The 25,855-nt window shown below is 38.9% G+C and carries 26 protein-coding genes and 2 tRNA genes; 13 read left to right on the top strand and 15 right to left on the bottom strand.

Features of this window, described 5'->3' with window-relative positions:
- Nucleotides 1-20: 20 nt before the first annotated feature.
- The 10 genes from rlmC to nrdD all read right to left on the bottom strand — a co-directional run bounded on the left by rlmC (nucleotide 21) and on the right by nrdD (nucleotide 9,897).
- Nucleotides 21-1,184: a 23S rRNA (uracil(747)-C(5))-methyltransferase RlmC gene (gene rlmC, locus ACXPAV_RS06755; RefSeq protein ID WP_458003049.1), complete on the bottom strand. Its 1,164-nt coding sequence runs from the start codon at nucleotides 1,182-1,184 to the stop codon at nucleotides 21-23.
- Nucleotides 1,184-2,215 (bottom strand): beta-N-acetylhexosaminidase, encoded by a 1,032-nt coding sequence (gene nagZ / locus ACXPAV_RS06760; RefSeq protein WP_458003050.1) that lies wholly within the window; start codon nucleotides 2,213-2,215, stop codon nucleotides 1,184-1,186. Before nagZ ends, rlmC begins: the two co-directional genes overlap by 1 nt.
- Nucleotides 2,216-2,222: 7 nt before the next feature.
- The gene (locus tag ACXPAV_RS06765) at nucleotides 2,223-2,924 is read right to left on the bottom strand and encodes a phosphotransferase (RefSeq protein ID WP_230589739.1); all 702 of its coding nucleotides are present in this window, start codon (nucleotides 2,922-2,924) and stop codon (nucleotides 2,223-2,225) included.
- Nucleotides 2,925-2,933: 9 nt separating this feature from the next.
- A complete protein-coding gene (locus ACXPAV_RS06770) occupies nucleotides 2,934-3,293 on the bottom strand; it encodes a YcfL family protein (protein ID WP_013746764.1) in 360 nt (119 codons plus the stop codon).
- 11 nt (nucleotides 3,294-3,304) lie between these two features.
- The gene (epmA, locus tag ACXPAV_RS06775) at nucleotides 3,305-4,282 is read right to left on the bottom strand and encodes an elongation factor P--(R)-beta-lysine ligase (RefSeq protein WP_039094576.1); all 978 of its coding nucleotides are present in this window, start codon (nucleotides 4,280-4,282) and stop codon (nucleotides 3,305-3,307) included.
- A gap of 75 nt (nucleotides 4,283-4,357) precedes the next feature.
- The gene (locus ACXPAV_RS06780; protein WP_458003051.1) at nucleotides 4,358-5,158 is read right to left on the bottom strand and encodes a TatD family hydrolase; all 801 of its coding nucleotides are present in this window, start codon (nucleotides 5,156-5,158) and stop codon (nucleotides 4,358-4,360) included.
- A gap of 4 nt (nucleotides 5,159-5,162) precedes the next feature.
- Entirely contained in the window at nucleotides 5,163-5,504 is a 342-nt protein-coding gene (locus ACXPAV_RS06785) for a SirB2 family protein (protein ID WP_458003052.1), read from the bottom strand.
- Between the two features lie 65 nt (nucleotides 5,505-5,569).
- The gene (locus ACXPAV_RS06790) at nucleotides 5,570-7,066 is read right to left on the bottom strand and encodes a carbon starvation CstA family protein (protein WP_039174082.1); all 1,497 of its coding nucleotides are present in this window, start codon (nucleotides 7,064-7,066) and stop codon (nucleotides 5,570-5,572) included.
- Between the two features lie 173 nt (nucleotides 7,067-7,239).
- Nucleotides 7,240-7,707 (bottom strand): anaerobic ribonucleoside-triphosphate reductase-activating protein, encoded by a 468-nt coding sequence (nrdG, locus tag ACXPAV_RS06795; protein ID WP_458003053.1) that lies wholly within the window; start codon nucleotides 7,705-7,707, stop codon nucleotides 7,240-7,242.
- 9 nt (nucleotides 7,708-7,716) lie between these two features.
- Nucleotides 7,717-9,897 (bottom strand): anaerobic ribonucleoside-triphosphate reductase, encoded by a 2,181-nt coding sequence (gene nrdD, locus ACXPAV_RS06800; RefSeq protein ID WP_458003054.1) that lies wholly within the window; start codon nucleotides 9,895-9,897, stop codon nucleotides 7,717-7,719.
- Nucleotides 9,898-10,131: 234 nt separating this feature from the next.
- Between nrdD and dld the strand changes: the two genes are divergently transcribed.
- Entirely contained in the window at nucleotides 10,132-11,823 is a 1,692-nt protein-coding gene (gene dld, locus ACXPAV_RS06805) for a D-lactate dehydrogenase (protein WP_458003055.1), read from the top strand.
- Between the two features lie 65 nt (nucleotides 11,824-11,888).
- Here dld and crr read toward each other — a convergent pair whose 3' ends face one another.
- From crr to rsgA, 4 genes are all read right to left on the bottom strand, one after another.
- The gene (gene crr / locus ACXPAV_RS06810) at nucleotides 11,889-12,389 is read right to left on the bottom strand and encodes a PTS glucose transporter subunit IIA (RefSeq protein ID WP_039136462.1); all 501 of its coding nucleotides are present in this window, start codon (nucleotides 12,387-12,389) and stop codon (nucleotides 11,889-11,891) included.
- Between the two features lie 73 nt (nucleotides 12,390-12,462).
- Nucleotides 12,463-14,190: a phosphoenolpyruvate-protein phosphotransferase PtsI gene (ptsI, locus tag ACXPAV_RS06815; RefSeq protein WP_039136466.1), complete on the bottom strand. Its 1,728-nt coding sequence runs from the start codon at nucleotides 14,188-14,190 to the stop codon at nucleotides 12,463-12,465.
- A gap of 55 nt (nucleotides 14,191-14,245) precedes the next feature.
- Nucleotides 14,246-14,503, bottom strand: a complete 258-nt coding sequence (gene ptsH, locus ACXPAV_RS06820; protein WP_013746754.1) for a phosphocarrier protein Hpr — start codon at nucleotides 14,501-14,503, stop codon at nucleotides 14,246-14,248.
- Between the two features lie 260 nt (nucleotides 14,504-14,763).
- Nucleotides 14,764-15,837: a small ribosomal subunit biogenesis GTPase RsgA gene (gene rsgA / locus ACXPAV_RS06825; RefSeq protein WP_039136469.1), complete on the bottom strand. Its 1,074-nt coding sequence runs from the start codon at nucleotides 15,835-15,837 to the stop codon at nucleotides 14,764-14,766.
- A 72-nt stretch (nucleotides 15,838-15,909) separates the two neighbouring features.
- On the opposite strand from rsgA, the gene orn reads away from it, so the two are divergent.
- The 11 genes from orn to ACXPAV_RS06880 all read left to right on the top strand — a co-directional run bounded on the left by orn (nucleotide 15,910) and on the right by ACXPAV_RS06880 (nucleotide 24,769).
- Nucleotides 15,910-16,458 carry an oligoribonuclease gene (gene orn, locus ACXPAV_RS06830; protein ID WP_065230529.1) on the top strand — a complete coding sequence of 183 codons (549 nt, stop codon included), beginning with the start codon at nucleotides 15,910-15,912 and terminating at the stop codon, nucleotides 16,456-16,458.
- A gap of 81 nt (nucleotides 16,459-16,539) precedes the next feature.
- Nucleotides 16,540-16,615 (top strand) — tRNA-Gly (locus ACXPAV_RS06835).
- A gap of 24 nt (nucleotides 16,616-16,639) precedes the next feature.
- Nucleotides 16,640-16,715, top strand: a tRNA-Gly gene (locus ACXPAV_RS06840).
- A 148-nt stretch (nucleotides 16,716-16,863) separates the two neighbouring features.
- Entirely contained in the window at nucleotides 16,864-17,514 is a 651-nt protein-coding gene (pxpB, locus tag ACXPAV_RS06845) for a 5-oxoprolinase subunit PxpB (protein WP_458003056.1), read from the top strand.
- The gene (locus ACXPAV_RS06850) at nucleotides 17,511-18,443 is read left to right on the top strand and encodes a 5-oxoprolinase subunit C family protein (RefSeq protein WP_458003057.1); all 933 of its coding nucleotides are present in this window, start codon (nucleotides 17,511-17,513) and stop codon (nucleotides 18,441-18,443) included. Before pxpB ends, ACXPAV_RS06850 begins: the two co-directional genes overlap by 4 nt.
- Nucleotides 18,430-19,170 carry a 5-oxoprolinase subunit PxpA gene (pxpA, locus tag ACXPAV_RS06855; protein ID WP_458003058.1) on the top strand — a complete coding sequence of 247 codons (741 nt, stop codon included), beginning with the start codon at nucleotides 18,430-18,432 and terminating at the stop codon, nucleotides 19,168-19,170. The genes ACXPAV_RS06850 and pxpA overlap by 14 nt, the downstream gene beginning before the upstream one ends.
- Nucleotides 19,171-19,195: 25 nt before the next feature.
- Nucleotides 19,196-20,380, top strand: coding sequence for an NRAMP family divalent metal transporter (locus tag ACXPAV_RS06860; protein WP_458003059.1), 1,185 nt, complete (start codon nucleotides 19,196-19,198; stop codon nucleotides 20,378-20,380).
- A gap of 230 nt (nucleotides 20,381-20,610) precedes the next feature.
- A complete protein-coding gene (locus ACXPAV_RS06865) occupies nucleotides 20,611-20,874 on the top strand; it encodes an oxaloacetate decarboxylase subunit gamma (RefSeq protein WP_458003060.1) in 264 nt (87 codons plus the stop codon).
- A gap of 11 nt (nucleotides 20,875-20,885) precedes the next feature.
- Nucleotides 20,886-22,736 (top strand): sodium-extruding oxaloacetate decarboxylase subunit alpha, encoded by a 1,851-nt coding sequence (gene oadA / locus ACXPAV_RS06870; protein ID WP_458003061.1) that lies wholly within the window; start codon nucleotides 20,886-20,888, stop codon nucleotides 22,734-22,736.
- 10 nt (nucleotides 22,737-22,746) lie between these two features.
- Nucleotides 22,747-24,054, top strand: a complete 1,308-nt coding sequence (locus ACXPAV_RS06875; protein WP_458003062.1) for a sodium ion-translocating decarboxylase subunit beta — start codon at nucleotides 22,747-22,749, stop codon at nucleotides 24,052-24,054.
- A 154-nt stretch (nucleotides 24,055-24,208) separates the two neighbouring features.
- Nucleotides 24,209-24,769, top strand: coding sequence for an acetate uptake transporter (locus ACXPAV_RS06880; RefSeq protein ID WP_039136497.1), 561 nt, complete (start codon nucleotides 24,209-24,211; stop codon nucleotides 24,767-24,769).
- A 14-nt stretch (nucleotides 24,770-24,783) separates the two neighbouring features.
- Here the strand turns inward: ACXPAV_RS06880 and ACXPAV_RS06885 are convergent, their stop codons facing one another.
- Nucleotides 24,784-25,209: a LysR family transcriptional regulator gene (locus ACXPAV_RS06885; protein ID WP_234702181.1), complete on the bottom strand. Its 426-nt coding sequence runs from the start codon at nucleotides 25,207-25,209 to the stop codon at nucleotides 24,784-24,786.
- Nucleotides 25,210-25,362: 153 nt separating this feature from the next.
- Between ACXPAV_RS06885 and tsaE the strand changes: the two genes are divergently transcribed.
- A complete protein-coding gene (gene tsaE / locus ACXPAV_RS06890) occupies nucleotides 25,363-25,848 on the top strand; it encodes a tRNA (adenosine(37)-N6)-threonylcarbamoyltransferase complex ATPase subunit type 1 TsaE (RefSeq protein ID WP_458003063.1) in 486 nt (161 codons plus the stop codon).
- The last annotated feature ends 7 nt before the right edge of the window (nucleotides 25,849-25,855 follow it).

A 25,855-nucleotide genomic window follows, 5' to 3' on the forward strand; every position in this document is an offset into this window, starting at 1 on the left:
TTTACCTCCTGCGGTGAAACTTATTTAGTTAATTGTAACAACACTAACACTTCATAGTGTGCTGTGTGTGGAAACATATCAAACAACTGCACTTTGCTTAAATGATAACCAGATAAGCGTTGTAAATCCTGCTGCATTGTCGTTACATTACAACTGGAATATAGCAAAAAACGAGGTTGGAGTTCATTTAAATATTGTATTAATTTTTCACCAATACCTCGTCTTGGCGGATTTATAATTACTAAATCTGGTTTATCACCTTGATGTGCTTGAAATTTACTCGCATCAAGATCCTGAAATATCGCATTATATAATCCAGCTTTTTCAGCTGCTAAACGTGCAGAGCGGATTGCCGATTCTGAAATCTCAATACCGACTAATGACACCTCCGGTTTAACCTTTTTTCTAGCTAACGCACAATGCAAACCAAAACCGCCTACCCCACAGAACAAATCCCAAATCTGTTTAATCGGCAATGCTTGTGTCCATTGTTGAGCAGTGTGATATAAAGCAGCAGCAACTTGCGGATTAGTTTGAAAAAAGCCCTGTGGGCGAATAAATAGGGAAATCTGATTGAATTGCTCTTCCAACACCTGTTGTTCTGTGAAGTAAATTTCTGTTTCACCCTCTAAAATAGCCGCATGTTGCGGTTGAATATTGGCACTAATCACGGCTAACTGTGGCAATTTTTGTTGTAATGAAGGCAATTCTCTACGAATCAAAGGCAATTTTGTTTCACTACGCAATACAAAACGCAACATAAACTGTTGATTAAATTGGCTTTGTGTCAGCAATAGATATTTTAACTCGCCTTTACGCTTCGCCACGTTATAAGGTACAAGCCCGGCTCTAGCAATAAAATCTTTTAATTGAGAAAAAATCTTTTTAAATTCAATCGGATAAAGAGGACAATCAGTAAGATCAATTGCACTGTTCATATCATTGGGATCGGTTAAAATACCCAATATCGGTTTTTCCACTACACCGCTCACCACCATTTTGGCGCGATTACGCATCGCCTGTTGTGCCGATTGCTGTGACGGAAACCAAATAGTTTCTTCGCTCACTAATTCGGATAGACATTGCTGCAAATGCTGTTGTTTACGCTCAATTTGCTGTTGATAAGGTTGTTCCAGCCAAGCACAAGAGCGGCATTTTCCTTGTGCAAAATAAAGACAATGCATCAGCCTTTTACCTCTAACCATTTCTGTTGTAATGCAGACAAAAAGTGGTGCGCTTTTAGCCAACGCTCACTGGCTTGTAATTGAGATAATGAAAATGTTTTTTTCTTCGTTAATTGTAAATAAGCTGTTTTTTCTTGTTCTGTTGGCTGATATGACAATTGATCCAGCACTTCAATCACCCCAGCACGCTCATTACATAATAGTAAAATATCACAGCCTGCCTCTAAAGCCTGTTGGCTCCGTTCGACAAAACCGCCCATCGCACCGGCACCTTTCATTCCTAAATCATCAGAAAAAATAATCCCTTTAAAACCAAGCTGTTGTCTTAACACCTGTTTTAACCAAAAACTTGAGCCACTTGCCGGTTGTGTATCTGCCTGAGTATAAATCACGTGTGCCGGCATAATTGCATTCAATTTCTGTTTTTCAATTAATTGCTGGAACGGTTGCAAATCTTGCTGTTGAATCTGGGCAAAAGGGCGTTCATCCCTTGGCGTTTCCAAATGCGAATCGGCAATAACGTGTCCGTGCCCCGGAAAATGTTTGCCTGTCGTTGCCATTCCTGCCTGCAACATACCGTCACAAAAAGCTTCCGCTAACGGCAATAACTGCCGCCAATCCTGATGAAAACTGCGATCTCCGATCGCTTTACATTGATGACCGACATCCAAAACCGGGGCAAAACTTAAATCAATATCCATTGCAATCATTTCGGATGCCATCAACCACGCACTCTCTTGCGCCCAATATTGTTGTTCCTCTTGTGCCAATAATGCACTAAACGCCTGCATTGCCGGCAATTGCGTAAATCCGTTACGAAAACGCTGAACTCTGCCGCCCTCCTGATCAACACAAATCAATAGCGGGCGTTTTACTTTTTGTCGGATGGTTTTAATTAAATACTGCAATTGCGGAATATCTTCAAAATTACGCGAAAACAGAATAACGCCGGCAATTAACGGATGATTAAGAATTTCAATCTCTTCCGCCTCTACTGATTTACCTTGTAAATCAACGATTAATTTAGACATAACACCCTCAATTCAGTTGTTGATGACAAATAAGCCATAATGCGATCAAATAATCTGCCCATTGCAAACAAGACTTTTTTTGCGCTTGCCATTGGCGAAATGAAAGCAGTGGATGATCGCTAAAATAATGCTTTAAAAAATAATTTTCTTGTCTTTTTGCTAAATGGTTAGCTTGCAAAAATAACGCCAGCTCCCAAAACGGATGAGCATAACCGGCATATTCCCAATCAATAAAGGCTAACTTTTGACCGGTTTTTACAATATTACCAAGATGCAAATCAAAATGGCACAAGCTTTTCAGCTCCGTTAATTGCGGTTCTATTGGTGGCGCAATTAAATGCGGTGCATATTTAGCCAGAGCAGAACAACGCTCACTAATATTCACCTCATCCAACGCTGCAAAAACGGTTTGTTGTTGTAGCTGTTTTAGTGCCATCGCGACCTTTTTTAACAAAGGCTTCGTCCATTTTTTTGCCGTTTTCCCCCAAATATAGCTCACAACCAGTTGCTGTGAATGTTGTTCTATCATTGTAGGGGAAATCATTGCCTTATTATCAACCGCAGCCAGATAGTTTAAAACCGCCGCCTCTCGCGCACGATCAACACCAAGCAACGCCAATTCAGGCGTTTGATAACGAACAACATAACGCTGATCGGCAATGGTGATAATCTCACTGCCTCGTGTCATTCCCGATGTTTGCAGCTCCATTTTACTTATTTAATCAGCTTTAAAGTAGACACGATAATTCACGCTGTTTTTATTCGGCTTTTGTAATTGAATCGTTTTTTGTTGCTGTGCTGCCAAAGTTAATCCGATCCACTGCTCTTCCTGTTGCCAATCGGCACGTTGAGTAACGCCATTTTTATCATACCAAGTGAGCAGGAAAGCCGTTTTAATCAGTTTATCGGCTCGATTTTTCACTTCAAGCTGTGATGAATTGGCTGACACCTGCAACGATGGCGCTAACACAGCTTCAATATTAATCACCGGCTGATTGCTGCGTAACGGTGATTTCACCGATGAAGAGCAAGCACTTAATCCCAACAGTATAATCAACATTAAAAAAAGTGTTCTCATTTTGCCTCCATCTACGCATTTTTTATCGAAAAAGAGATGACATCTTCAATATTGTCTGTCGATAACGCAATCATTAATAAACGATCCACGCCCAACGCCACACCGGAACAGGATGGCATTCCGGATTTCAATGCTGCCAGAAAACGGCTATCCATTTGTTGCGGTGGCAAATGCAATTTTTCACGCAACAAATTGTCCTGTTCAAAACGGTGCATCTGTTCATTGGCATCTGTTAATTCGTGGAAACCGTTCGCCAATTCCAAACCTTTATAATAAAACTCAAAACGCTCCGCTACACGATGATCTTCCGAACTGATTTGTGCCAATGCCGCCTGTGCTGAAGGGAAATGATACACCGCAATAGGGCGTTCCTGTCCGATATTTTTTTCCACGACTTCACTGAAGAGATATTGCAACAATGTATCTCTTCCTTCCATATCCGCATTGACCAACCCCTGAGCCTTTGCCTTTTCTACCAGCTCCGCTTTGCTGGCTGATAATGGATCAACGCCGACATATTCCTGAAACACAAACTGATAGCTCAAAGATTCCGCCGGCGGACAATCTAAAATTTGTTGCAATAAATCATCCACTTCATTGATTAAGCGATACATATCAAAAAAAGGACGGTACCACTCCAACATCGTAAATTCCGGATTATGGCGTTTTCCCGCCTCTTCATTCCTAAACACTTTGCAGATTTGGAAAATCGGACCGCTACCCTCTGCCAATAAGCGTTTCATATGGTATTCCGGGCTGGTAATTAAATGTAGCGTTTTTTTCTGATCAAAAGGCGGTGTAAATTCTGTTTGGAAGGTAGAAAGATGAACATCCGTCACCGAAAACTCGCTTAAAATAGGGGTTTCAACTTCCAATAAACCACGATCAACAAAAAATTGTCGAATATCAGCAATAATTTTGGCTCGTTTTAACAGATTCTGAATGGATGAAGTGGATTTCCAATTTAATGATTGCTCAATATCTGACATAGTAATTCCTTAATCAATAGAAAATCCGTTTATTGTAATGACTTCAACTATAAATAACAATTTAGCTCATAATACTTAACTATGCTTTTCCGACAACAGCAACTGTACGCTGCTTTGCCAAAGCTGTTCTGCAATATTCTCCTGATTTTCCGATCTTAATTTGCATAATTCTGCAAAAATAAGCGGTAAACATGCCGGATGATTAGGCTGCCCTTGCCAGCCCATTATTGGCATATCCGGACTATCCGTTTCAAGCACCAAAGCAGATAACGGCAAACGGGCAATCGCCTGCCGAGTTTTATTCGCACGTGGATAAGTAATAGTACCGCCAACACCAATTTTATAACCGAGATCCACGAATCGTTTCGCCTGTTCATAGCTGCCGGAAAAACCGTGAACAATACCCGTTTTCGGCAATTGATGTCGCTTTAAAAAGGTATAGAGCTGATCATGTGATCGACGAGAATGTAAATTCACTGGTAAATGATAACGGTTTGCCAAATTTAATTGCGCATCAAAAAACTCGCACTGTTTCTGCCACATTTCCGCTGTAATAATTTCTGCTGGATAACGATCCAGACCAATTTCTGCCACCGCAATACATTGTTTATTTTGTTGTGCCAAGTGCTGTTCAAGATAATCCAAATCTTGACTTTTATGCGTGGCAATAAAAAGAGGATGCAATCCCACACCATAATAGAGGTTAGGTTGATCGCTAAGCCAATTCGGTAAATAATCAATACTCTGTCGATTAATACCAACAACCAACATTTTCTCAACCTGATGAGCTTTTGCTTCCGCTACCAGATGAGATAATGATTGATTCAGCTCTTGCACCAAATAATCCAAATGCGTATGTGTATCAAAAAACGGCATAATATTAATGGAAATAGCCTAATAACATCGCGACAATAAAACTAATTAATGCAGGTAAAATGAATTTATTTTGTGGATTTTGTCGTTTAAATGCTTTTGCTGCCAAAATAATATATAACACCAAAGCAATAAATTTAATTATTAACCAATTCATTAATGGAAATTGAAAAAAGAGTAGAAAAGAAAGACCACTCAATAGCAAAACAGTATCAATAATATGCGGTAAAACACGTAACAATTTATATTGACGCCAATCTTTTACCTGTAATTGCAAGCCACCACGAATCACGAACAGAATTAAACTTAACCAAGCACTAAATAAATGTAGGTAAATGAATGTTTTCATAACAAAAATAGCCATCTATAAAAGTAGATGGCTATTTTGCATAATCAATTAATTAAAATCAATAATTAAGCAGAGGTAACCTCTGAATCGGGATCTCCATTAGCAATTGGTTTTAATAACAAGAAGAAAGCAACAACAGCTATTACTGTCATAGCAACACCTAACCATACTGCCACAGTATAATCTAAGCCAAAGCCAATTTTCGCATATGCTAAATAAGTTGCCGAAACCATTGTCATAAATATAGCCGGTATAGTACAAATCCAATGAAATTTCTTATAACGATAGAGATATGCCCCAGCTGTCCATAACATCACCATTGCCGTAGTTTGGTTTGCCCAACCAAAATAACGCCAAATCACTTGGAAATCTACTTTAGAGATAATGAATCCTATAACGAATAATGGAATAGCAATAATTAATCGTTTAACTAAATGGCGCTGATCCATTTTGAAAAATTCAGCGATAATTAATCGAGCTGCACGGAATGAAGTATCCCCAGAAGTAATTGGCAACACTACCACACCAAGTACTGCTAAGAAACCACCAAACATACCTAGCATAGTTGTTGCTGATTCATAAACTACTTGTGCCGGTGTTCCAGCTTTAATCGCTTCATTCATTAATTCAGGGCTATCATAGAAAGTTAAACCTACTGCACACCAAATAAGAGCAATAATACCCTCACCGATCATCGCACCATAGAATACAAACCTTCCTTCTTTTTCGTTTTCCATACAACGCGCCATTAATGGTGATTGTGTAGCGTGGAAACCTGAAACTGCACCGCAAGCAATAGTTACAAATAATAATGGCCAAAGTGGTAAACCTGATGGATTAAGATTTTTAAAGAAATCCGTTAATGATATATCTCCGCCAAAGGAATGGAACAAAGGTTTGCCTTCAACTAATAATGCAATGAACATTCCTGCAGACATAAATAACAATAAAGCACCGAATAATGGGTAGATTCGACCAATAATTTTATCTACCGGCACAAGTGTGGCTACAATATAGTAGGCAAAAATAATTAATGTCCAAATAGCTAAAGTTGAACTTTTATCAAAAGAAACATCAAAGAAACGTGGTAATTCATTAACTGTAAGGTTAGTCAATAAATTAGCAGGTGAAGTAACAAATACTACCCCAACTAATACCAACAATAGCAGTGCCAAAATATTCATAAAATGTTTGGCTGGTTGTCCTAAATATTTACCGGCTAAATTAGGCACGGAAGCACCACCATTACGCACACTCAACATACCACTAAAATAATCGTGTACTGCTCCAGCAAAAATACAACCAAAAACAATCCATAACATTGCTACTGGCCCGTATAATGCACCAAGTATTGGTCCAAAAATTGGTCCAGTCCCTGCAATATTTAATAATTGAATTAACCAAATTTTGCCTTTAGACATAGGAACATAGTCAACACCATCTGCCATTAAATGTGCTGGCGTTTCGCGTTTAGGATTAATCTTAAAAACTTTCTCTACGATAGATCCATAAATAAAATAGCCAGCTATTAATAAAGCAACAGCAATAATGAACCACAACATAATTTCACCTTTAACAATAGTTATTTAAAACGGACGAATTCTAGCAAAAGCCTTAACTTATTGTTAAAAATTTCTGTAAAGATGTGATTAATATCACAACAATATGCTTTATATGATGAAATTTTTAGCAACAATAACTAAAAATAGGTATAAATTTTAGTCTAAAAAGTAATCTAAATGTTAAACCGATAGATAACCTGATTAGTAGAACCTCTCCAAACTAAACTTGGGTCTGCCTGTTCTTGTATAAATTTACCATCAATCAAAACATCAATATAATGTAACATTTCTCGCTGTTGTTGATTTAATTCGTCTAAACGATACCCTGTCCAACACCAAATATCTTTGCCTTTGCACTCCGTTTTAATGCGTTTCACTAATGGCAACAGTCTTTCAACATTTCGCGGATGTAGCGGATCGCCGCCGGAGAGCGATAGCCCCTGACGACGAATACGTGTATCCTGTAAATCCCGAATAATCTGTTCTTCCATAGCATCGGTAAAAGGCACACCGGCATCAAACGACCAACTTTTTTGGTTATAACAGCCTCGACACTGGTGAGTACAACCGGCAACGAACAGTGTACAACGAGTTCCTTCACCATTAACGACATCAACAGGATAATATTGTAAATAATTCATTTTCAAACCTTATAAATGTTTAACCCGTCTTTTCACCTCTTCCTGTTTTCCAGGATTAAATGGTCTAGCATCTGGGCTACCCAAATAACCGCATACCCGGCGAATAACCGACACTTTAGCACTATCGTGATTACCACATTTAGGGCAAACAAATCCTTTACTGGTACATTCAAATTCACCAGTAAACCCACATTCATAACACTCATCAATAGGTGTGTTAGTACCATAATAAGGCACTCGGTCATAACTATAATCCCAGACATCCTCCAAAGCTTTTAGGTTATGTTGCAAATTCGGATACTCTCCATAGCAGATAAAACCGCCGCTCGCTAAAGGCGGATACACCATTTCAAAATCCAATTTATCGTAAGGATTCACTTTTTTCTCAACATCCAAATGGAAACTGTTGGTGTAATAACCTTTGTCGGTTACCCCTTCAACAACGCCGAACTGCTTGCTGTCCAAACGACAAAAACGATCACACAGGCTCTCACTTGGTGTTGAATATAAACTGAAAGCATAGCCGGTTTCCGCCTGCCATTTTTTGGTTGCTTCGCTGAGATAACGCACAATTGCCAGACCTTTTTCCCGTAATTTGTCAGAATCAAAAATATGACCTTGTCCATATAACGCATTGATCGTTTCGTGAATACCGATATAACCGAGTGAAATTGAAGCTCTGCCCTGCTTAAAGATGTCTGCAACATTGTCATCTGCTTTCAATCTCACTCCGCAAGCGCCCTCCATATAGAGAATCGGTGCTACTCTTGCCTTGGTTTGTTCCAAGCGTGCAATTCGGGTTAATAAGGCTTGTTTAGCAATCGCTAAACGCTGATCTAAAATATGATAAAAACGTTGTTCATCGTGTTGAGCCTCCAACGCAATACGCGGTAAATTAATGCTCACCACACCAAGATTATTACGTCCGGCGTGAATTTCCTTACCATTCTCAACATAACGACCTAAGAAACTACGACAGCCCATCGGTGCTTTAAATGAACCTGTCACTTTCACCACCTGATCATAATTAAGAATATCCGGATACATTCTTTTAGACGCACATTCCAATGCCAACCGTTTAATATCATAATTCGGATCTTGTGGTTGTTGATTTAAACCGCGTTTAATCGTAAAAACCAATTTCGGAAATACAGCAGTTTTGTGATTTTTTCCTAAACCAAAAATACGATTCTGCAAAATCGAACGTTGAATTAATTTTGCCTGCCAACTTGTCCCCAGCCCTAAACCGAAGGTAACAAACGGAGTTTGTCCATTAGCGGTATGCAACGTGTTGACTTCATACTCCAAAGATTGAAATGCATCAAAACACTCTTTTTCAATTAAAGCTTTTGCATACCCCTCCCGATCAGGAATATGCCACACTTCCGCATTATGCAGATGTTTTTGGTAACTTTTTTCAACATAAGGCGCTAACACTTCATCCAAGCGATCGATGGTTGTTCCACCGTAAATATGGCTCGCCACTTGAGCTATAATCTGAGCTGTAACTGCTGTTGCAGTCGTAATTGATTTAGGCGGTTCAATTTCAGCATTGCCCATTTTAAAACCTTTAGTTAACATACCTTGCAAATCAACCAACATACAGTTAAACATTGGGAAAAACGGTGCATAATCCAAATCGTGGTAATGAATTTCACCACGTTCGTGAGCTTGTACTACCTCTTTTGGCAACAAATAACTTTTTGCATAATGACGTGCAACAATACCAGCCAATAAATCTCGTTGTGTCGGAATCACTTTTGCATCTTTATTAGCATTTTCATTTATTAGCAACACATTATTTTGTTCAATCAGCCCTTCAATTTCTTGCGTTAATCGGCTTCTCTTTTCACGTTCTTTATCTCTATCGTGACGATATTCAATATAAGCACGCGCCACTTGCGGATACCGGCTTTGCATTAAATGGTTTTCAACCCGCTGTTGAATATCAGCAATATCAATCTGTTGATTCACCCCATTCAGAATTTCAAAACTAATTTCCTGACTAAGTTGTTCAAAATAGCTGTCATCCTCAATATTGACCGCCTGTGCAGCGTTTTTCATCGCATTTAAGATAAATTGGGAATCAAACTGTGCTTTAGAGCCGTCACGTTTAATCACAATCGGTAAAACAGATAGATCTCGATAATTTACGGAATTAAGTTGTTGTTGAGAGGAATAAGTAAACATAGCAATCTCCTTTTTAAAATCGGAAGATACTATATATAGATATTTTTTATAATGCAAACACAATATATTGTACTTTATTGCTATTTTTCATTGTTTTTTACTAACTTGTAAAATGTTTTTTCCTGCTTTAAAAAAGATAGCTGTTATACCCTAGTGGCGCTATAATCACTGGGTTTTAACAAATTTAACATTTCTAAAATTTATTTTTCCTACTGATAAACAAAGGAGTGTTTTATGAACAATAAGCAATCTCTCATTCAAAAACTGCAACAGATCGTTGGCAAACCACACTTACTTACCGATGAAACAAAAACCTTACCTTATCGACAAGGATTCCGGTTCGGAGAAGGAAAAGCGATTGCTGTTGCTTTACCTGGTTCGCTGTTAGAACAGTGGCAAATTTTACAAGCCTGTGTTGCTGCCGATGTAATTGTGATAACACAAGCTGCCAATACCGGATTAACCGGCGGCTCTACCCCTGACGGCAACGATTATGATAGAGATATTGTGATCGTCAACACAATGCGTTTAGATAAAATTCAAACTATTAACAATGCCGAACAAGTAATTTGCTTACCGGGAAGCACCTTATTTAAGTTGGAACAAGAGTTAGCTAAACACGGCAGAGAGGCACACTCCGTGATTGGTTCGTCCTGTTTAGGCGCATCTGTATTAGGCGGTATTTGCAATAATTCCGGCGGTTCTTTGGTTCAGCGTGGACCGGCTTATACACAAATGGCACTCTTTGCACAAATTGATCAGCAAGGAGAATTAAAATTGGTCAACCATCTAGGCGTTGATTTAGGCTCTTCACCTGAAGAAATTTTAACCCGTTTAGAAAATCAAGATTATACAGCGCAAGATATTCATAATGATGTCGGTGTCGGACACGATCACCACTATTGCGATCACGTACGTCAAGTTGATGAAGACACGCCGGCACGCTTTAATGCCGATCCTAACCGTTTATATGAGGCCTCCGGCTGCGCCGGTAAATTGATGGTTTTCGCGGTTCGGGTAGATACTTTCCCATTAGAAAAAAATACACAGGTTTTCTATATCGGTACTAATGATATTCACGAACTAAATGATATTCGTCGCACCATTTTAGCTGAATTTAAACAGTTGCCAATTTCAGGTGAATATATTCATCGCGAGGCATTTGATGTTGCAGCAATCTATGGCAAAGACACATTCTGGGCAATTAAAATTCTTGGCACTAACAACTTACCTAAATTATTTAAATTAAAGAATAATGTTGATCGTTTTTGTCGCAAAATCCCGTTTTTACCGGAAAATATCTCCGATAAATTAATGCAACTTGCAAGCCATCTATTACCACAACATTTACCGCAAAAACTGCGTGATTATCGTAATCAATATGAACATCATTTGATTTTAAAAATGGCAAATAACGGTATTAATGAAGCCAGAAACTTTTTACAAGACTATTTCTCGAATAAGAGCGGTGCATTTTTTGAATGCAATCCACAAGAGGCACAAGCAGCAATGCTACACCGTTTTGCAGTTGCCGGCGCAGCGGTGCGTTATCGCATTATTCACCACCAACAAGTGGAAGATATTGTCGCACTGGATGTTGCTTTACGCCGTAATGACAGAGAATGGTTTGAAACCTTACCGGACAACATTAATCAAAAATGTATCCATAAACTCTATTATGGACACTTTATGTGCCACGTTTTCCATCAGGATTACATCATTAAAAAAGGTGTGGATACTCAGCAGCTAGAAGAAGAAATGTTGGTATTACTGGATCAACGCGGTGCGCAATATCCGGCAGAACACAACGTTGGGCATCTTTATCATGCCAAACCGACTTTGAAAAAATTCTATCAACAGTTAGATCCGACAAATAGTTTCAATCCGGGTATCGGTAAAACATCTAAGAAAAAATATTGGGCATAAACCTAAAAACAAAAACCACATTGTCTAAAACAATGTGGTTTTTTAATCTTTGATGATGACAGCAATTATTTTCTAATTACTAATACAACAGATTCTCCGGCAACTGCTTCACCAGATTTTTTCTCCATATGTGTCACTTCATCCATATTAGAGATAACAATTGGAGTTAATACTGATTTTGCCTTTGCTTCCAATAATTCAAGATCTAATTCGATTACTGTATCACCACGTTTCACAGTTTGTCCTTCTTGTGCAACACGATTAAAACCTTCACCTTTTAGTTCTACCGTATCAATACCAAAGTGGACAAATAATTCAACACCTTCTTTTGACTCCATTGAGAAAGCGTGATTAGTTTCAAAAATCTTACCGATAACACCATCAACCGGTGCTACAATTTTATTGCCGGTAGGACGAATTGCAACTCCATCGCCTACGATTTTCTCAGAAAATACAACATCTGGAACATCTTCAATATTAACAATTTCACCTGTTAACGGTGCATAAATCTGCACTTCAACAGATTTATTTTCTTTAGAACCGAATAGTTTATCGAATAAACCCATTTTCTTCTCCTTATCAGAATCATTTCTAAGCTCAAGCTGTGCTTAATATTAGCGGAAAATTTTATATTTGTATCTAATTTAATGCTTTTTCAGCTAAAAAATTAGAAATAAGTTGTTCAATATCTTCTGCTGTAGGCTGCTGTAAAACTTCTTTTGCAAGATCCTGTGCATCCTGATAATTCACATTACGGATTAATTTCTTAATTTTCGGCACAGAAATTGCACTCATACTGAACTCATCCAAGCCCATACCAAGCAATAGTATGGTTGCTTTTTCATCCCCGGCTAATTCACCGCACATTCCTGTCCATTTTCCTTCCGCGTGTGAAGCATCAATCACCTGTTTGATTAATGATAATACTGAAGGAGTCAATGGATTATAAAGATGAGAAATCAATTCATTACCACGATCCACTGCTAATGTATATTGTGTTAAGTCATTTGTTCCGATACTAAAGAAATCAACTTCTTTCGCTAAGAATTTAGCATTAACAGCTGCTGACGGTGTTTCAACCATTACGCCAACTTGAATATTTTCATCAAAATCTTTACCTTCTTCACGTAACTGTTGTTTTAATGTTTCCAATACCGCTTTCAATTCCCGCACTTCCTCAACGGAAATGATCATTGGAAACATTACAGCTAATTTACCAAATGCTGAAGCACGTAAAACCGCTCTTAACTGAGCAATTAAAATTTCTCGACGATCCAACGCAATACGGATAGCGCGCCAACCTAAGAAAGGGTTCATCTCTTTCGGCAAATTCATATAAGGCAAATCTTTATCGCCACCAATATCCATTGTACGTAAAATAACTAAACGGTTTTTCATCGCTTCCACCACCGCTTTATATGCTTGGAATTGCTCTTCTTCGCTTGGTAGCTGATCACGATCCATAAATAAAAATTCTGTACGATATAAACCAACACCTTCCGCACCATTACGTTCTGCTCCATCAATATCACGAATTGTCCCAATATTGGCACAAACATCAACTTGACGACCATCTAACGTAACTGCTGGCAAATCTTTTAATTTAATTAATTCCGCTTTTTCTTCTTTATATTTTTGTTCTAATGCTCGTAAATGGCTTATTTCTTCTTCTGTAGGATTAACATAAACAGCATTATTAATTGCATCAAGTACAACATAATCACCGGTATTAATGCGTGAAGTAACATCATTTGTACCGACAATTGCAGGTAATTCTAAAGAACGTGCCATAATAGAGGTATGGGATGTTCTTCCTCCAATATCAGTAATAAAACCAAGCACTTTATCTAAATTAAGCTGTGCAGTTTCTGATGGAGTAAGATCATATGCTACTAAAATAGATTCTTCCGAAATTTCACCCAAATCTATAATGTTCATACCTAAAATATTTTTCAACAAACGATTTCCAATATCACGAATATCTCCAGCACGCTCTTTAAGATATTCATCATCGATATCAGAAAGCATTGCGACTTGCTGATCAATAATGACAGAAGCCGCAACATCCGCTGTTACTTTATGTTCTTTTAAATAGGCTACGATTTCTTCTTCCAACTCCTCATCTTCCAAGATCATTAAATGACCTTCAAAAATGGCTTCTTTTTCTTCACCTAAAGTTTGACGTGCCTTTTCCTTGATTGCAGTTAACTGTGCTGACGCCGCTTCTCTACCTCTGTAGAATCGAGCAACTTCGCTTTCCACTTCATCATCGGAAATTTTACGTTTATCAAGAACAATTTGTTCCTCTTTCAATACTAAGGCTTTACCAAAAACAATGCCTGGGGAAGCTAAAATACCTGAAATCATAATATAACCTTCTTTAAAATCACTAAACAGAACAGAATGATAACTTCGGAATAAATTATTCTAAAGTCGGAATTAATGCGACAAGATGATCAACCGCCGCAACTTCATCTTCACCTTCTGCAGAGATAGTGATTGTAGTACCTTGAGTTAACCCTAAGGTTTGTAATTTAAACAAACTCTTTGCACTTGCACTTTTACCGCCTGAAGTCACGGTAATATCTGATGAGAAACCTTTGGCTTCTTTTACAAATTGAGCAGCTGGACGAGTGTGTAAACCATTTGGCGCAGTGATGGTAATTTCTTGAGAATACATTTTTCTCTCCTTAAATCTCATAGATGGTTAAATAAAAAATAACTACACTTTATCGTTTAACTGCAACGCAAAATGTAGAATAGCAACATTTTTTCAATATTTATTTTATTTTATAAAATAAATGTCATCGCTAGTATCGACATTCTTCGCTAAGAATCAAGTATAAATCCTCGAAAATTTGCGTTACCGCACAAAATTACGTATTTTTATTAAATAATTTTAAGAAAAAATAACCCAATTGCCGAATATTTAAACAGAAATCAAATACTTTTTTCTTTTCTCATCTTAGCGCTACTAAAATGTCGTTGGGATTTTGTTTCATTTTTGGCTGCAATTAAACGGTGATAATTTTCCAAACGTATAGGATCAATCACGCCTTCTTCTACCGCCTCTCTTATTGAGCATCCCGGATCTTGAAGATGCTTACAGTCTTTAAACTTACAAGTCCCCAAATAAGGTAAAAATTCTCGATAACCACGAGTAATATCATCAGTTTCTAAATGCCACAACCCGAATTCACGAATACCGGGTGAATCGATCAAATTGCCACCTTGTGGTAAATGGTAAAGCGTTGATGCTGTCGTCGTATGCTGTCCTAAACCAGAAGATTCACTGACTTCCCCCACTTCCGTTTTAATTTCTGGGAGAATAGCATTCACCAAGCTGGACTTTCCAACACCTGATTGCCCAACAAAAATAGAGTTTCCCTGCGATAATAATGTTGTCAGTTCATTCATCCCTTCTCCCGTTAAAGTGGACAACATTAAGGTTTGATAGCCTATTTTCTGATAAATCATCAGTAAATTTTTTACTTTGTCACGTTGTTCATCATCTAACAAATCCACCTTATTAACGATGATAATAGGTGTAATATTTGCCTTTTCACAAATCACTAAATAGCGGTCAATAATATTTAATGACAATTTTGGCATAATAGCTGAAACGATAGCGATTTGATCAATATTGGCGGCAATAACCTTTAAGCCATCGTAATAATCCGGACGAGTCAACTCACTTTGGCGTGGGTGTTTTGCTTCAATCACACCGCTAATACCATCCATTTCCTGTAAGCCTTTGCGCCAAATAACTCGATCACCGACCACAATATCAGCCAACGTTCGACGTAAATTACAGCGAAACTTTTCTCCTTGGATATTTTCTACATCAGCGTGTTGCGAATAACGTGTCACAACAACACCCTCTTCCACCGCCCCCAACATATCCTCACTCCAAGTATCTTGCTGTTTTAATTGTTGTTGATGTTTATGCAAATTTCTATGCTGATTAGAGGCTATTCGCCGTTGTTGATTGTACGTCAGCTTACGTTTACTCAATTTCGCTCCTTATCGTTTTTATAAAAATAGCGTAAAATGTTGCACAAAATTAGAATAAAGGATACCCGATATATGCAATTAGATAAACAAAATCTCATCTGGATTGATTTAGAAATGACAGGACTTGATCCTAATAAAGACAGGATCATTGAAATAGCTACTATTATTACTGATAAAAACTTGAATATTCTTGCAGAAGGCCCAGTATTAGCAATCAAACAAGATGATAAAGTTTTGGCTGGAATGAATGAATGGTGCCAAAAAACACATAATGCAAACGGCTTAATTGAACGAGTTCGACAAAGTAAATTAACAGAACGTGCTGCTGAATTACAAACTATTGATTTTCTGAAAAAATGGGTACCCAAAGGAGCTTCACCAATTTGCGGTAACAGCGTTGCACAAGATAAACGTTTCATTTTTAACTATATGCCCGACTTAGCCGATTATTTTCATTATCGCTATCTTGATGTTAGTACATTGAAAGAATTGGCTGCCCGTTGGAAACCGGAAATTTTATCGGGCTTTAAAAAGAAAAATTCACATTTAGCATTGGATGATATTCGCGAATCTATTGCTGAATTAGCGTACTATCGCCAACACTTTATCAATCTTGATTAATCGACTGCTTGATAAATCATCAGATTTTCTTGTTCGGTAGTTGCACTGACGAAAAATATTCGTATAATGCACTACCGTTATGCGGGAATAGCTCAGTTGGTAGAGCACGACCTTGCCAAGGTCGGGGTCGCGAGTTCGAGCCTCGTTTCCCGCTCCATTTTTCCTCCTATTTTTCTATAATGCGGGAATAGCTCAGTTGGTAGAGCACGACCTTGCCAAGGTCGGGGTCGCGAGTTCGAGCCTCGTTTCCCGCTCCAATTTTTTTATTTTTATCAAAATGTATTTAACAATTTGAGAGTAAGATCACATTTCTGATTTTTGCTACTCTAGATTCTCTTTTTTTATTTGACAGCTGTTGCAATTACCTTTAAAAACTTAACTGTTTTTTAACGGGAGTTATCACTAATGATTACATTTTCCTATACTAGCGAACATTCATTACTTGTCTTATTACCGCCTCCGGCAGAATTAAGTAAACAACAGCGTATTTGGCTTATCGCCGACTTGGCACGTCAGCTTCCGGGCGTGGAAGAGGTTGTTGTCGGGATGAATAACTTCACCCTCTACTATCAATTTGATCTCAATAGTCAAATATTGGAACAACAACTGCTACAGTTATGGCAACAAACTGAACATCAACAATCGCAACCACAAACACGATTAATCGAAATCCCGGTACATTACGGCGGAGAATTTGGCGAGGATCTTTTTGATGTTGCTCACTTTCATCAAACCACACCACAAGAGATTATTCGTCGCCACACTGCAGCTACTTACACCGTATTTATGATGGGCTTTCAACCCGGTTTCCCTTATTTAGGCGGTCTACCTGAAAATCTACACACCCCAAGACGCAGTCAACCTCGCACCAAAGTGCCAGCAGGTTCAGTCGGCATCGGTGGTAGTCAAACCGGCGTCTATCCGTTTACTTCACCGGGTGGATGGCAACTTATCGGCAGAACGGAAATGCCACTTTTTAATATTGAAAAAACACCGCCGGTGCTATTGCAAGCCGGAGATAATGTTCGTTTCGTTGCAGAGAGTATTCATCTATGATTTATATTGAAAATATCAATGCATTTGCTCACATTCAAGATTTAGGACGTTTCGGATATCGCAATTTCGGGATTGGTCACGCAGGCGCAATGGATACACTTGCATTACAAGCAGGAAATATTTTATTACATAATGAAGAAAATACTCCTGCAATTGAAATTACACTAGGGGGACTAAGCATTACTTTCGATTGTGATACCCCATTTTGTATCACTGGTGCATTATGTGAAGCTAATCTTGATGATACACCAATCTACTCCTATTGGCGTTATACTGCCAAAGCTAGACAACGCTTAACAATTAAACGTATCACACAAGGAAATTATGCTTATCTCTGTGTCGCTGGTGGTTTTTTAATACCTAAAGTATTGGATTCTTACAGTACAGATATCAAGGCAGCTTTTGGCGGTTATTGCGGTCGTTTATTAAAAGCAGGTGATCATATTCCTACGGTAAAACGCGACCAAACATTATCATCTATCGGTATCGAGCCTATTTCTTTTACTAACCATATTTATGTGATTACTTCCTCTGAATTTGATTCTTTTACCACAGAAAGTCAGCAAAGTTTTACAGAACAAGCGTGGAAATTAGCAGCAAACAGTAACCGTATGGGCTACCGTTTCTACGGCGAACAACCTTTGAAATTAAAAAGTACACTCGAAATGCTTTCTTATGCCGCACCAATGGGGACAATACAAGTACCACCGGACGGTCAACCGATAATTTTAATGGCAGATACACAAACTACTGGAGGTTACCCTAAATTGGGTTGTGTTATTCAAGCTGATCTTGGACGTTTAGCTCAAAACCCTTTTGGTAGCGAGATCTATTTCCAATTAACTTCACGACAATACGCATTAGAAATTTATCAAAAAAATCAGAATTATCTCAACAATATACGGAGAGTTATAAATGAAACACGTTGATTTGAATGTTGATCTCGCCGAAGGCTGTAGTAACGATCAACACTTATTGCAGTTAGTCACTTCCGCTAATATTGCCTGCGGACTACACGCCGGTGATTTTAATGAAATGCATAAAGCAATTCGATGGGCTAAAGAAAACAATGTGCGTATCGGTGCACATCCCAGTTTTCCTGATAGAGAAAATTTTGGACGCACCAATATGCAGTTACCCGATGAAAAGCTAAAAGCCTGTTTGCTATACCAACTCGGTGCCGTCAAAGCCTTATGTGATGCCGAAGGTGTTTCACTATCCTATGTTAAGCCTCACGGTGCGTTATACAATCAAGCAGCTAAAGATGAATCGTTGGCAACATTAATTGCGCTAACGATTAAGCAATTTGATCCTTCACTTAAACTGATGGGTTTATCCGGCAGTTTAATGTTAAAAGTCGCACAGCAGCACGGCTTGGGCATTATTTCAGAAGTGTTTGCAGATCGTCATTATTTAGCTGACGGTTCCTTAGTACCACGTTCTCAAGCAAATGCATTAGTAGATAATGATGACGAAGCAATTAGCCAAGTTCTACAAATGGTCTTACAAGGTTCGGTGAAAACTGTTGATGGGAAAGATGTTTCTATCCAAGCGGACAGTATCTGTTTACACGGAGATGGAGAACACGCAATTTTATTTGCTGAAAAAATTCGTAAGGCATTAATTGAACACCAAATTCATTTAACCCCTAATTAATTTAATCATATAAAAAGGAGTACCTATGATAAAAAATCGTAGCGCATTACTCGGTGCCGCTTTTTTAATGGCAACCTCTGCTATCGGACCGGGATTTCTCACACAAACTGCCACCTTTACTCAATCGTTATTAGCCAGTTTCGGCTTTGTTATTCTACTTTCCATTCTATTAGATATTGGAGCTCAACTTAATATTTGGCGAATCGTTGCCGTTTCAGAAAAGAAAGCTCAAGATATTGCTAATCAAGTACTACCAGGCGCAGGTTATTTCCTTGCTGTTCTGATAGTGATGGGAGGATTAGCTTTTAACATAGGAAACGTTGGTGGTGCCGGTCTCGGTTTAAATATTTTAACTGGGCTTGAACCCGAAGTAGGAGCTATCATCAGTGGTGCAATTGCGGTAGGTATTTTCTTATTTAAAGAGGCTGGGAAAATAATGGATCGATTTGCACAATTAATGGGGTTTGTGATGATTGCACTCACTATTTATGTTGCCGTCAATGCACAGCCTCCATTAGCAGATGCTGCCATACACACATTTATCCCAGAAAAAATTGATGTTATCGCTATCGTTACTCTTGTTGGGGGAACAGTTGGTGGGTATATCACTTTTGCCGGTGCGCACAGATTACTTGATGCCGGCATCAAAGGACAAGATTCATTAAAAGAAGTCAGTAAAAGTTCTGTTTCTGCTATTTTAATCGCCTCTATTATGCGTGTCGTACTCTTTTTGGCAGTGCTTGGTGTTGTTTCCTTAGGCGTTAAACTAAACCCCGCCAATCCAGCTTCCACTCCATTTTCTCACGTTGCCGGTAATGTAGGGCTGATTATCTTCGGTATCGTGATTTGGGCCGCATCCATTACATCTGTTATCGGGGCTGCTTATACATCAGTTTCATTCATTACCAGTTTTTCACCAGCAATTGAAAAACATAAAAACTACTGGATTATTGCCTTTATAGTTATATCAACAGCCGTATTAGCAACAGTAGGTAAACCTGCGCAAGTTTTAGTTTTTGTCGGAACATTAAACGGTTTAATTCTACCTATATCGTTGGGGTTAATTTTATTAGCCGCACACAAAACAAAAATTGTTGGCAACTATAAACATCCAATCTGGATGACAATATCAGGTGCTATCGTTGTTATTTTAATGGCAATTTTAAGTGCAATCACTTTATCTAAATACATTGGAGGATTATTCAGTTAATCTCTTGTGAAGCAGAAATAAAGTGCCAATAACAAAATTTCTTTTGATCCACTTCACAGAATTGCAAAAATTTTTATGCAAACTCAATTTGACTGTTATAAAGTATTTTACAAATTCTAAACTTAGCATCTTAAGCTAAGATCACCACTCACTAAAAATGGGAAGAGCATTTTCTTCCCTCTCTTTTTAGTAATAATTGACAGACTTGAAATCAGTGTAAGGAGTTGTTTATGACTAAACTGGAACTCTTGATGGAAGGCGTAAATCTTATGTTTTCCGGTATGGGCTTCGTGATCGGTTTTCTTATTTTACTGATCTTTCTAATTAGCCTAATGTCCAATATGATTAATCGCTTTTCCCCTCCTCCACTTGCAACTACATCCACTGAGAACTCTCAAATTTCAGCACCAAAAACAACAGATGATATCGAACGGTTGCGCCCGATCATCATTGCTGCAATAGCGCACCATCGTCGTCAACAAGGAATCAAGTAAGGAACTAAATTATGACAGTACAAGCTAAAAAAATCGCAATTACCGATGTCGTTTTACGCGATGCTCATCAATCTTTATTCGCCACTCGTTTACGTTTAAAAGATATGTTACCAATTGCCGCTGAGTTGGATGAAGTCGGCTATTGGTCTTTAGAAGCTTGGGGTGGTGCTACTTTTGATGCCTGTATCCGTTTTTTAGGCGAAGATCCTTGGGTTCGTTTGCGTGAATTGAAAAAAGCAATGCCAAAAACGCCTTTGCAAATGCTTTTACGCGGTCAAAATATTCTTGGTTATCGTCATTATGCCGATGATGTGGTCGATCGCTTTGTTGAACGCGCCGTCGCCAACGGAATGAGCGTATTCCGCGTTTTCGATGCGATGAACGATCCTCGTAATATGAAACAAGCATTGACCGCTGTGCGAAAAAATGGTGGTCACGCACAAGGTACATTGAGCTACACTACCAGTCCGGTTCATACTTTGGAAACCTGGTTGGATACTACTGAGCAATTGCTTGAAATCGGTATTGATTCTCTTGTTATCAAGGATATGTCAGGTATTTTAACGCCAATGGCGGCTTATGAACTGGTCAGTACAATCAAAAAACGGTTTGATGTTCGCTTGCATTTACACTGCCACTCTACAACCGGTATGGCAGAAATGGCTCAATTAAAGGCAATTGAAGCCGGGGTTGACGGTATCGACACTTCCATTTCTTCAATGAGTGGAACTTATGGTCATCCGGCTACAGAGTCAATGGTTGCCACATTACAAAATACGCCTTACGACACCGGGCTTGATCTACATAAAATTGAAAAAATTGCAGCTTATTTCCGTGAGATTCGTAAAAAATATGTCGCTTTTGAAGGTCAATTAAAAGGCGTTGATAGCCGAATTTTAGTCGCACAGGTTCCAGGTGGAATGTTGACCAACTTGGAAAGCCAATTAAAACAACAAAATGCCTCTGATAAATTGGATCTTGTATTAAAAGAAATTCCACAAGTACGCAAAGATTTAGGCTATATTCCACTGGTAACACCAACTTCTCAAATTGTCGGCACTCAATCAGTGATCAATGTTTTAATGGGCGAACGTTATAAAAATATCGCCAAAGAAACCGCCGGCATTCTAAAAGGCGAATATGGCAAAACACCGGCGCCAGTTAATGCCGAACTTCAAGCCCGTGTTTTAGAAGGAAAACAGCCAATTACCGACCGTCCAGCAGACCATATTGCACCGGAAATGGATAAGTTAATCACAGAAGTAAAACAACAGGCGGCAGAAAAAGGAATTCAACTGGCAAAAGATGAAATTGATGATGTGCTTATTGTTGCATTATTCCCTCAAGTCGGTTGGAAGTTCCTTGAAAATCGTAATAATCCAGCGGCATTTGAACCTGAACCAACCGGTAAACCTGTTGAAAAAGCCGCAGTTAAAGCAGAGGTTAAACCGGCTACTGCAGAATCTGCGATTTATACCGTTGAACTTGAAGGCAAAGCCTTCGTAGTGAAAGTCAGCAACGGCGGCAACATTGATCAAATTACAGCCAGCCAACCGCAAACTCCTACTCCTACTCCTACTCCTACGCCAATACCAACACCTATTGCCTCACCTGCTGCTCCGGCTACACCAGCTTCATCATCCTCTCAAGGCGAACCAGTAAACGCACCAATGGCAGGATCAATTGTTAAAGTCGTTGTTACAGAAGGACAACAGGTAGCACAAGATGATGTGTTGCTTGTACTTGAAGCGATGAAAATGGAAACTCAAATCTGTGCTGCCAAAGCTGGTACCGTACAGGGCATTAAAATCAAAGCAGGCGATATGGTCGCCGTTGGTGATACGCTAATGACATTAGTCTAGGGACATCAATATGGAAAGTTTTGTTGCATTAATACAAGGTATGGGGTTATGGCACCTCAGCCTTGGTCAAGCCATAATGATGGCGGTCAGCCTACTCTTAATCTGGTTAGCGATTGCCCGTCAGTTTGAACCGCTGTTATTGCTGCCAATCGGTTTTGGTGGATTATTATCCAACATTCCCGAAGCCGGTCTAGCAATGACGGCTTTAGATAATTTATTACATCAAGGTATTGCCGATCAATTAACACTTGTTGCCGCTAAACTCGGCAGTGCCAGTGATCCGGCTTCTATTAAAGCGGCATTAGCCACTGCACTGCCTTCCGTACAAGAAGAGTTGGAAAGTTTGGCAACCGATTTAGGTTACACGCCGGGCGTTTTGGCACAGTTTTATCACGTTGCTATCCACTCTGGTGTCGCTCCGTTGATTATCTTTATGGGAGTCGGGGCAATGACCGATTTCGGTCCATTGATTGCTAATCCTAAAACATTGTTACTTGGTGCAGCAGCACAATTCGGTATTTTTGCCACCGTTCTGGGTGCATTAGCATTAAACTATTTCGGCATTATTGAATTTACTTTACCGCAATCAGCAGCCATCGGAATTATCGGTGGGGCGGATGGACCGACTGCAATCTATTTAGCCAGCAAATTAGCACCAGAGTTACTGGGAGCAATTGCCGTTGCCGCATACTCTTATATGGCTTTGGTGCCACTAATCCAACCGCCAATTATGCGAGCATTAACTTCTGAACAAGAACGAAAAATTCGTATGGTGCAATTACGTCCGGTCAGCAAAAGGGAAAAAATTCTATTCCCTATCATCTTATTACTGTTAGTTGCGCTATTACTTCCAGATGCTGCGCCGTTGTTGGGGATGTTCTGTTTCGGAAATTTAATGCGTGAAAGTGGCGTTGTAGAACGTCTAAGTGACACAGCACAAAATGCATTAATTAATACCGTAACAATTTTCTTGGGGCTTTCCGTTGGAGCCAAGCTGGTTGCTGATAAATTCTTACAACCTCAAACACTTGGTATTCTTGCATTGGGAGTGATTGCATTCTGTATCGGTACTGCTAGCGGTGTTTTAATGGGCAAATTGATGAATCGCTTCAGTAAAACCCCATTAAATCCATTAATTGGCGCTGCCGGCGTTTCGGCAGTACCAATGGCAGCACGCGTTGCCAATAAATTAGGTTTAGAAGCGGATAAACAAAACTTCTTACTAATGCACGCAATGGGGCCGAATGTTGCCGGAGTTATCGGTTCAGCAATTGCTGCCGGCGTGATGTTGAAATATATTTCAGCATTGATGTCATAATAGACAAAATTTTTTAAATTCATCTATCAAAAGGGGAGATATTCGCTCCCCTTTTTTCACTCCTAAAAAACAATCTTTTATTAAAAAAATATTTCAAAATCATTTCTTAACTGTTAATATCAGATCAATTTTTAACCACTATAGGAGATCCAATATGGAACGCATACTTAAAGATCAAACAGCAAATCCTACACCGCTTGGTTTATTTGGTTTTGCGATGACGACCTTCCTTCTAAATCTGCATAATGCCGGTTTCTACCAGCTCGATGTAATGATTATGAGTATGGGGATTTTTTATGGCGGATTGGCGCAATTTATTGCAGGAATTATGGAGTGGAAAAAAGGTAACACTTTTGGCTTTACTGCTTTCTGTTCCTATGGCGCATTTTGGTTAGCACTTGTTTTCATTTGGGTCGCGCCTCTAGCTGGATTAACCGCCGTCAATTCAACATCACTAGGCTTTTTCTTATTAATTTGGGGATTGCTCTCTTGTGTGATGTTTATTGGCACTTTAGCCGGCAACACTATCGGAAAACTGGTTTTCGGCTCGTTGGTTATCCTATTTTTCTTATTAGCGGCAGCCAATTTTCTCCATAGCGAAACATTGCATACCATTGCCGGTATTGAAGGCTTGATTTGTGCGGCATTCGCCTTTTATGAAGCCGCCGCCTTAGTGATTAATGGCAAATTCGGCAGAACCGTTTTAGCCTTATAATAATTAGTGCGCAATTATCCACAAAAATGTCCGAAAAATTCGGACATTTTAACATCAAGATGAATCTTAGGATTAGCTTTTCCAAACTCCTTTAAAGCCGGCACTAACCAACGTGCACAAAATGTTGGGTGGGAAACAAGATTAAGCGTTTCTGTTTCAGCACCGTGTGCCATCACATCAATCGTAGAAAGCTCGATTTGTTTCAAGATATTTTCAATTTCAATATAAAACTTTTTACCAACTGGTGTGAGATAAAGACTTTGTGAAGAGCGTTCAAACAGTTGTAACTGTAACAAATCTTCCAGTTGTGCCACCTGTTTGCTAACGGCACTTTGTGTCATATACAATTCCTGAGCAGCTTTAGTAAAACTTAAATGTCTAGCAGCAGTTTCAAAACATTGCATTGCGGTAGTTGAAGGGTATTTGCGGAAACAAAGCATAATGAAAGATCCTACGATAATTAAGGCATACGCCTCAGTTTATGCTTTTCGCTTATTTTTTACAATCTTGTAACAAATAAAATTTATCCGATTTCAATAATTTTGCTATGATAAGCAACTTTTCTATCTTTTTTCAGGATTGTAGGATTTTTTATGGCAGAATCATTAACTCTTTTTCTTGCGAATGAAGAGGCTACTATTGCTTTAGGGCAAAAATTAAGTCGTTTTTTACTCACCCCGACACAAAATTTTGTAATCTATCTTAATGGGCAACTTGGTGCTGGTAAAACTACCCTAACGAGATCAATTATTCAAGCAATGGGCTATCAAGGCAATGTAAAAAGCCCAACTTACGCTTTAGTGGAAGAGTATCATTTGTCACAAAAGAGCATTTACCATTTTGATCTGTACCGGTTAAGCGATCCGGAAGAGTTAGAATTTATCGGTTTCCGTGACTATTTTCGTGAAAATGCACTCTGCTTGCTAGAGTGGGCAGAAAAAGGTGGTGACATAATTCCACAACCTGATTTGCTCATCAATATTGAATATCAGGAACAAGCACGCCAAATCACACTCATTGCAAATTCAAATATCGCTGCTCAAATGATTTGCGCTTTAAAGTCAGATCTAGCAAAATAACGGCTGC

This window comes from Gallibacterium sp. ZY190522 (genome assembly GCF_054166015.1).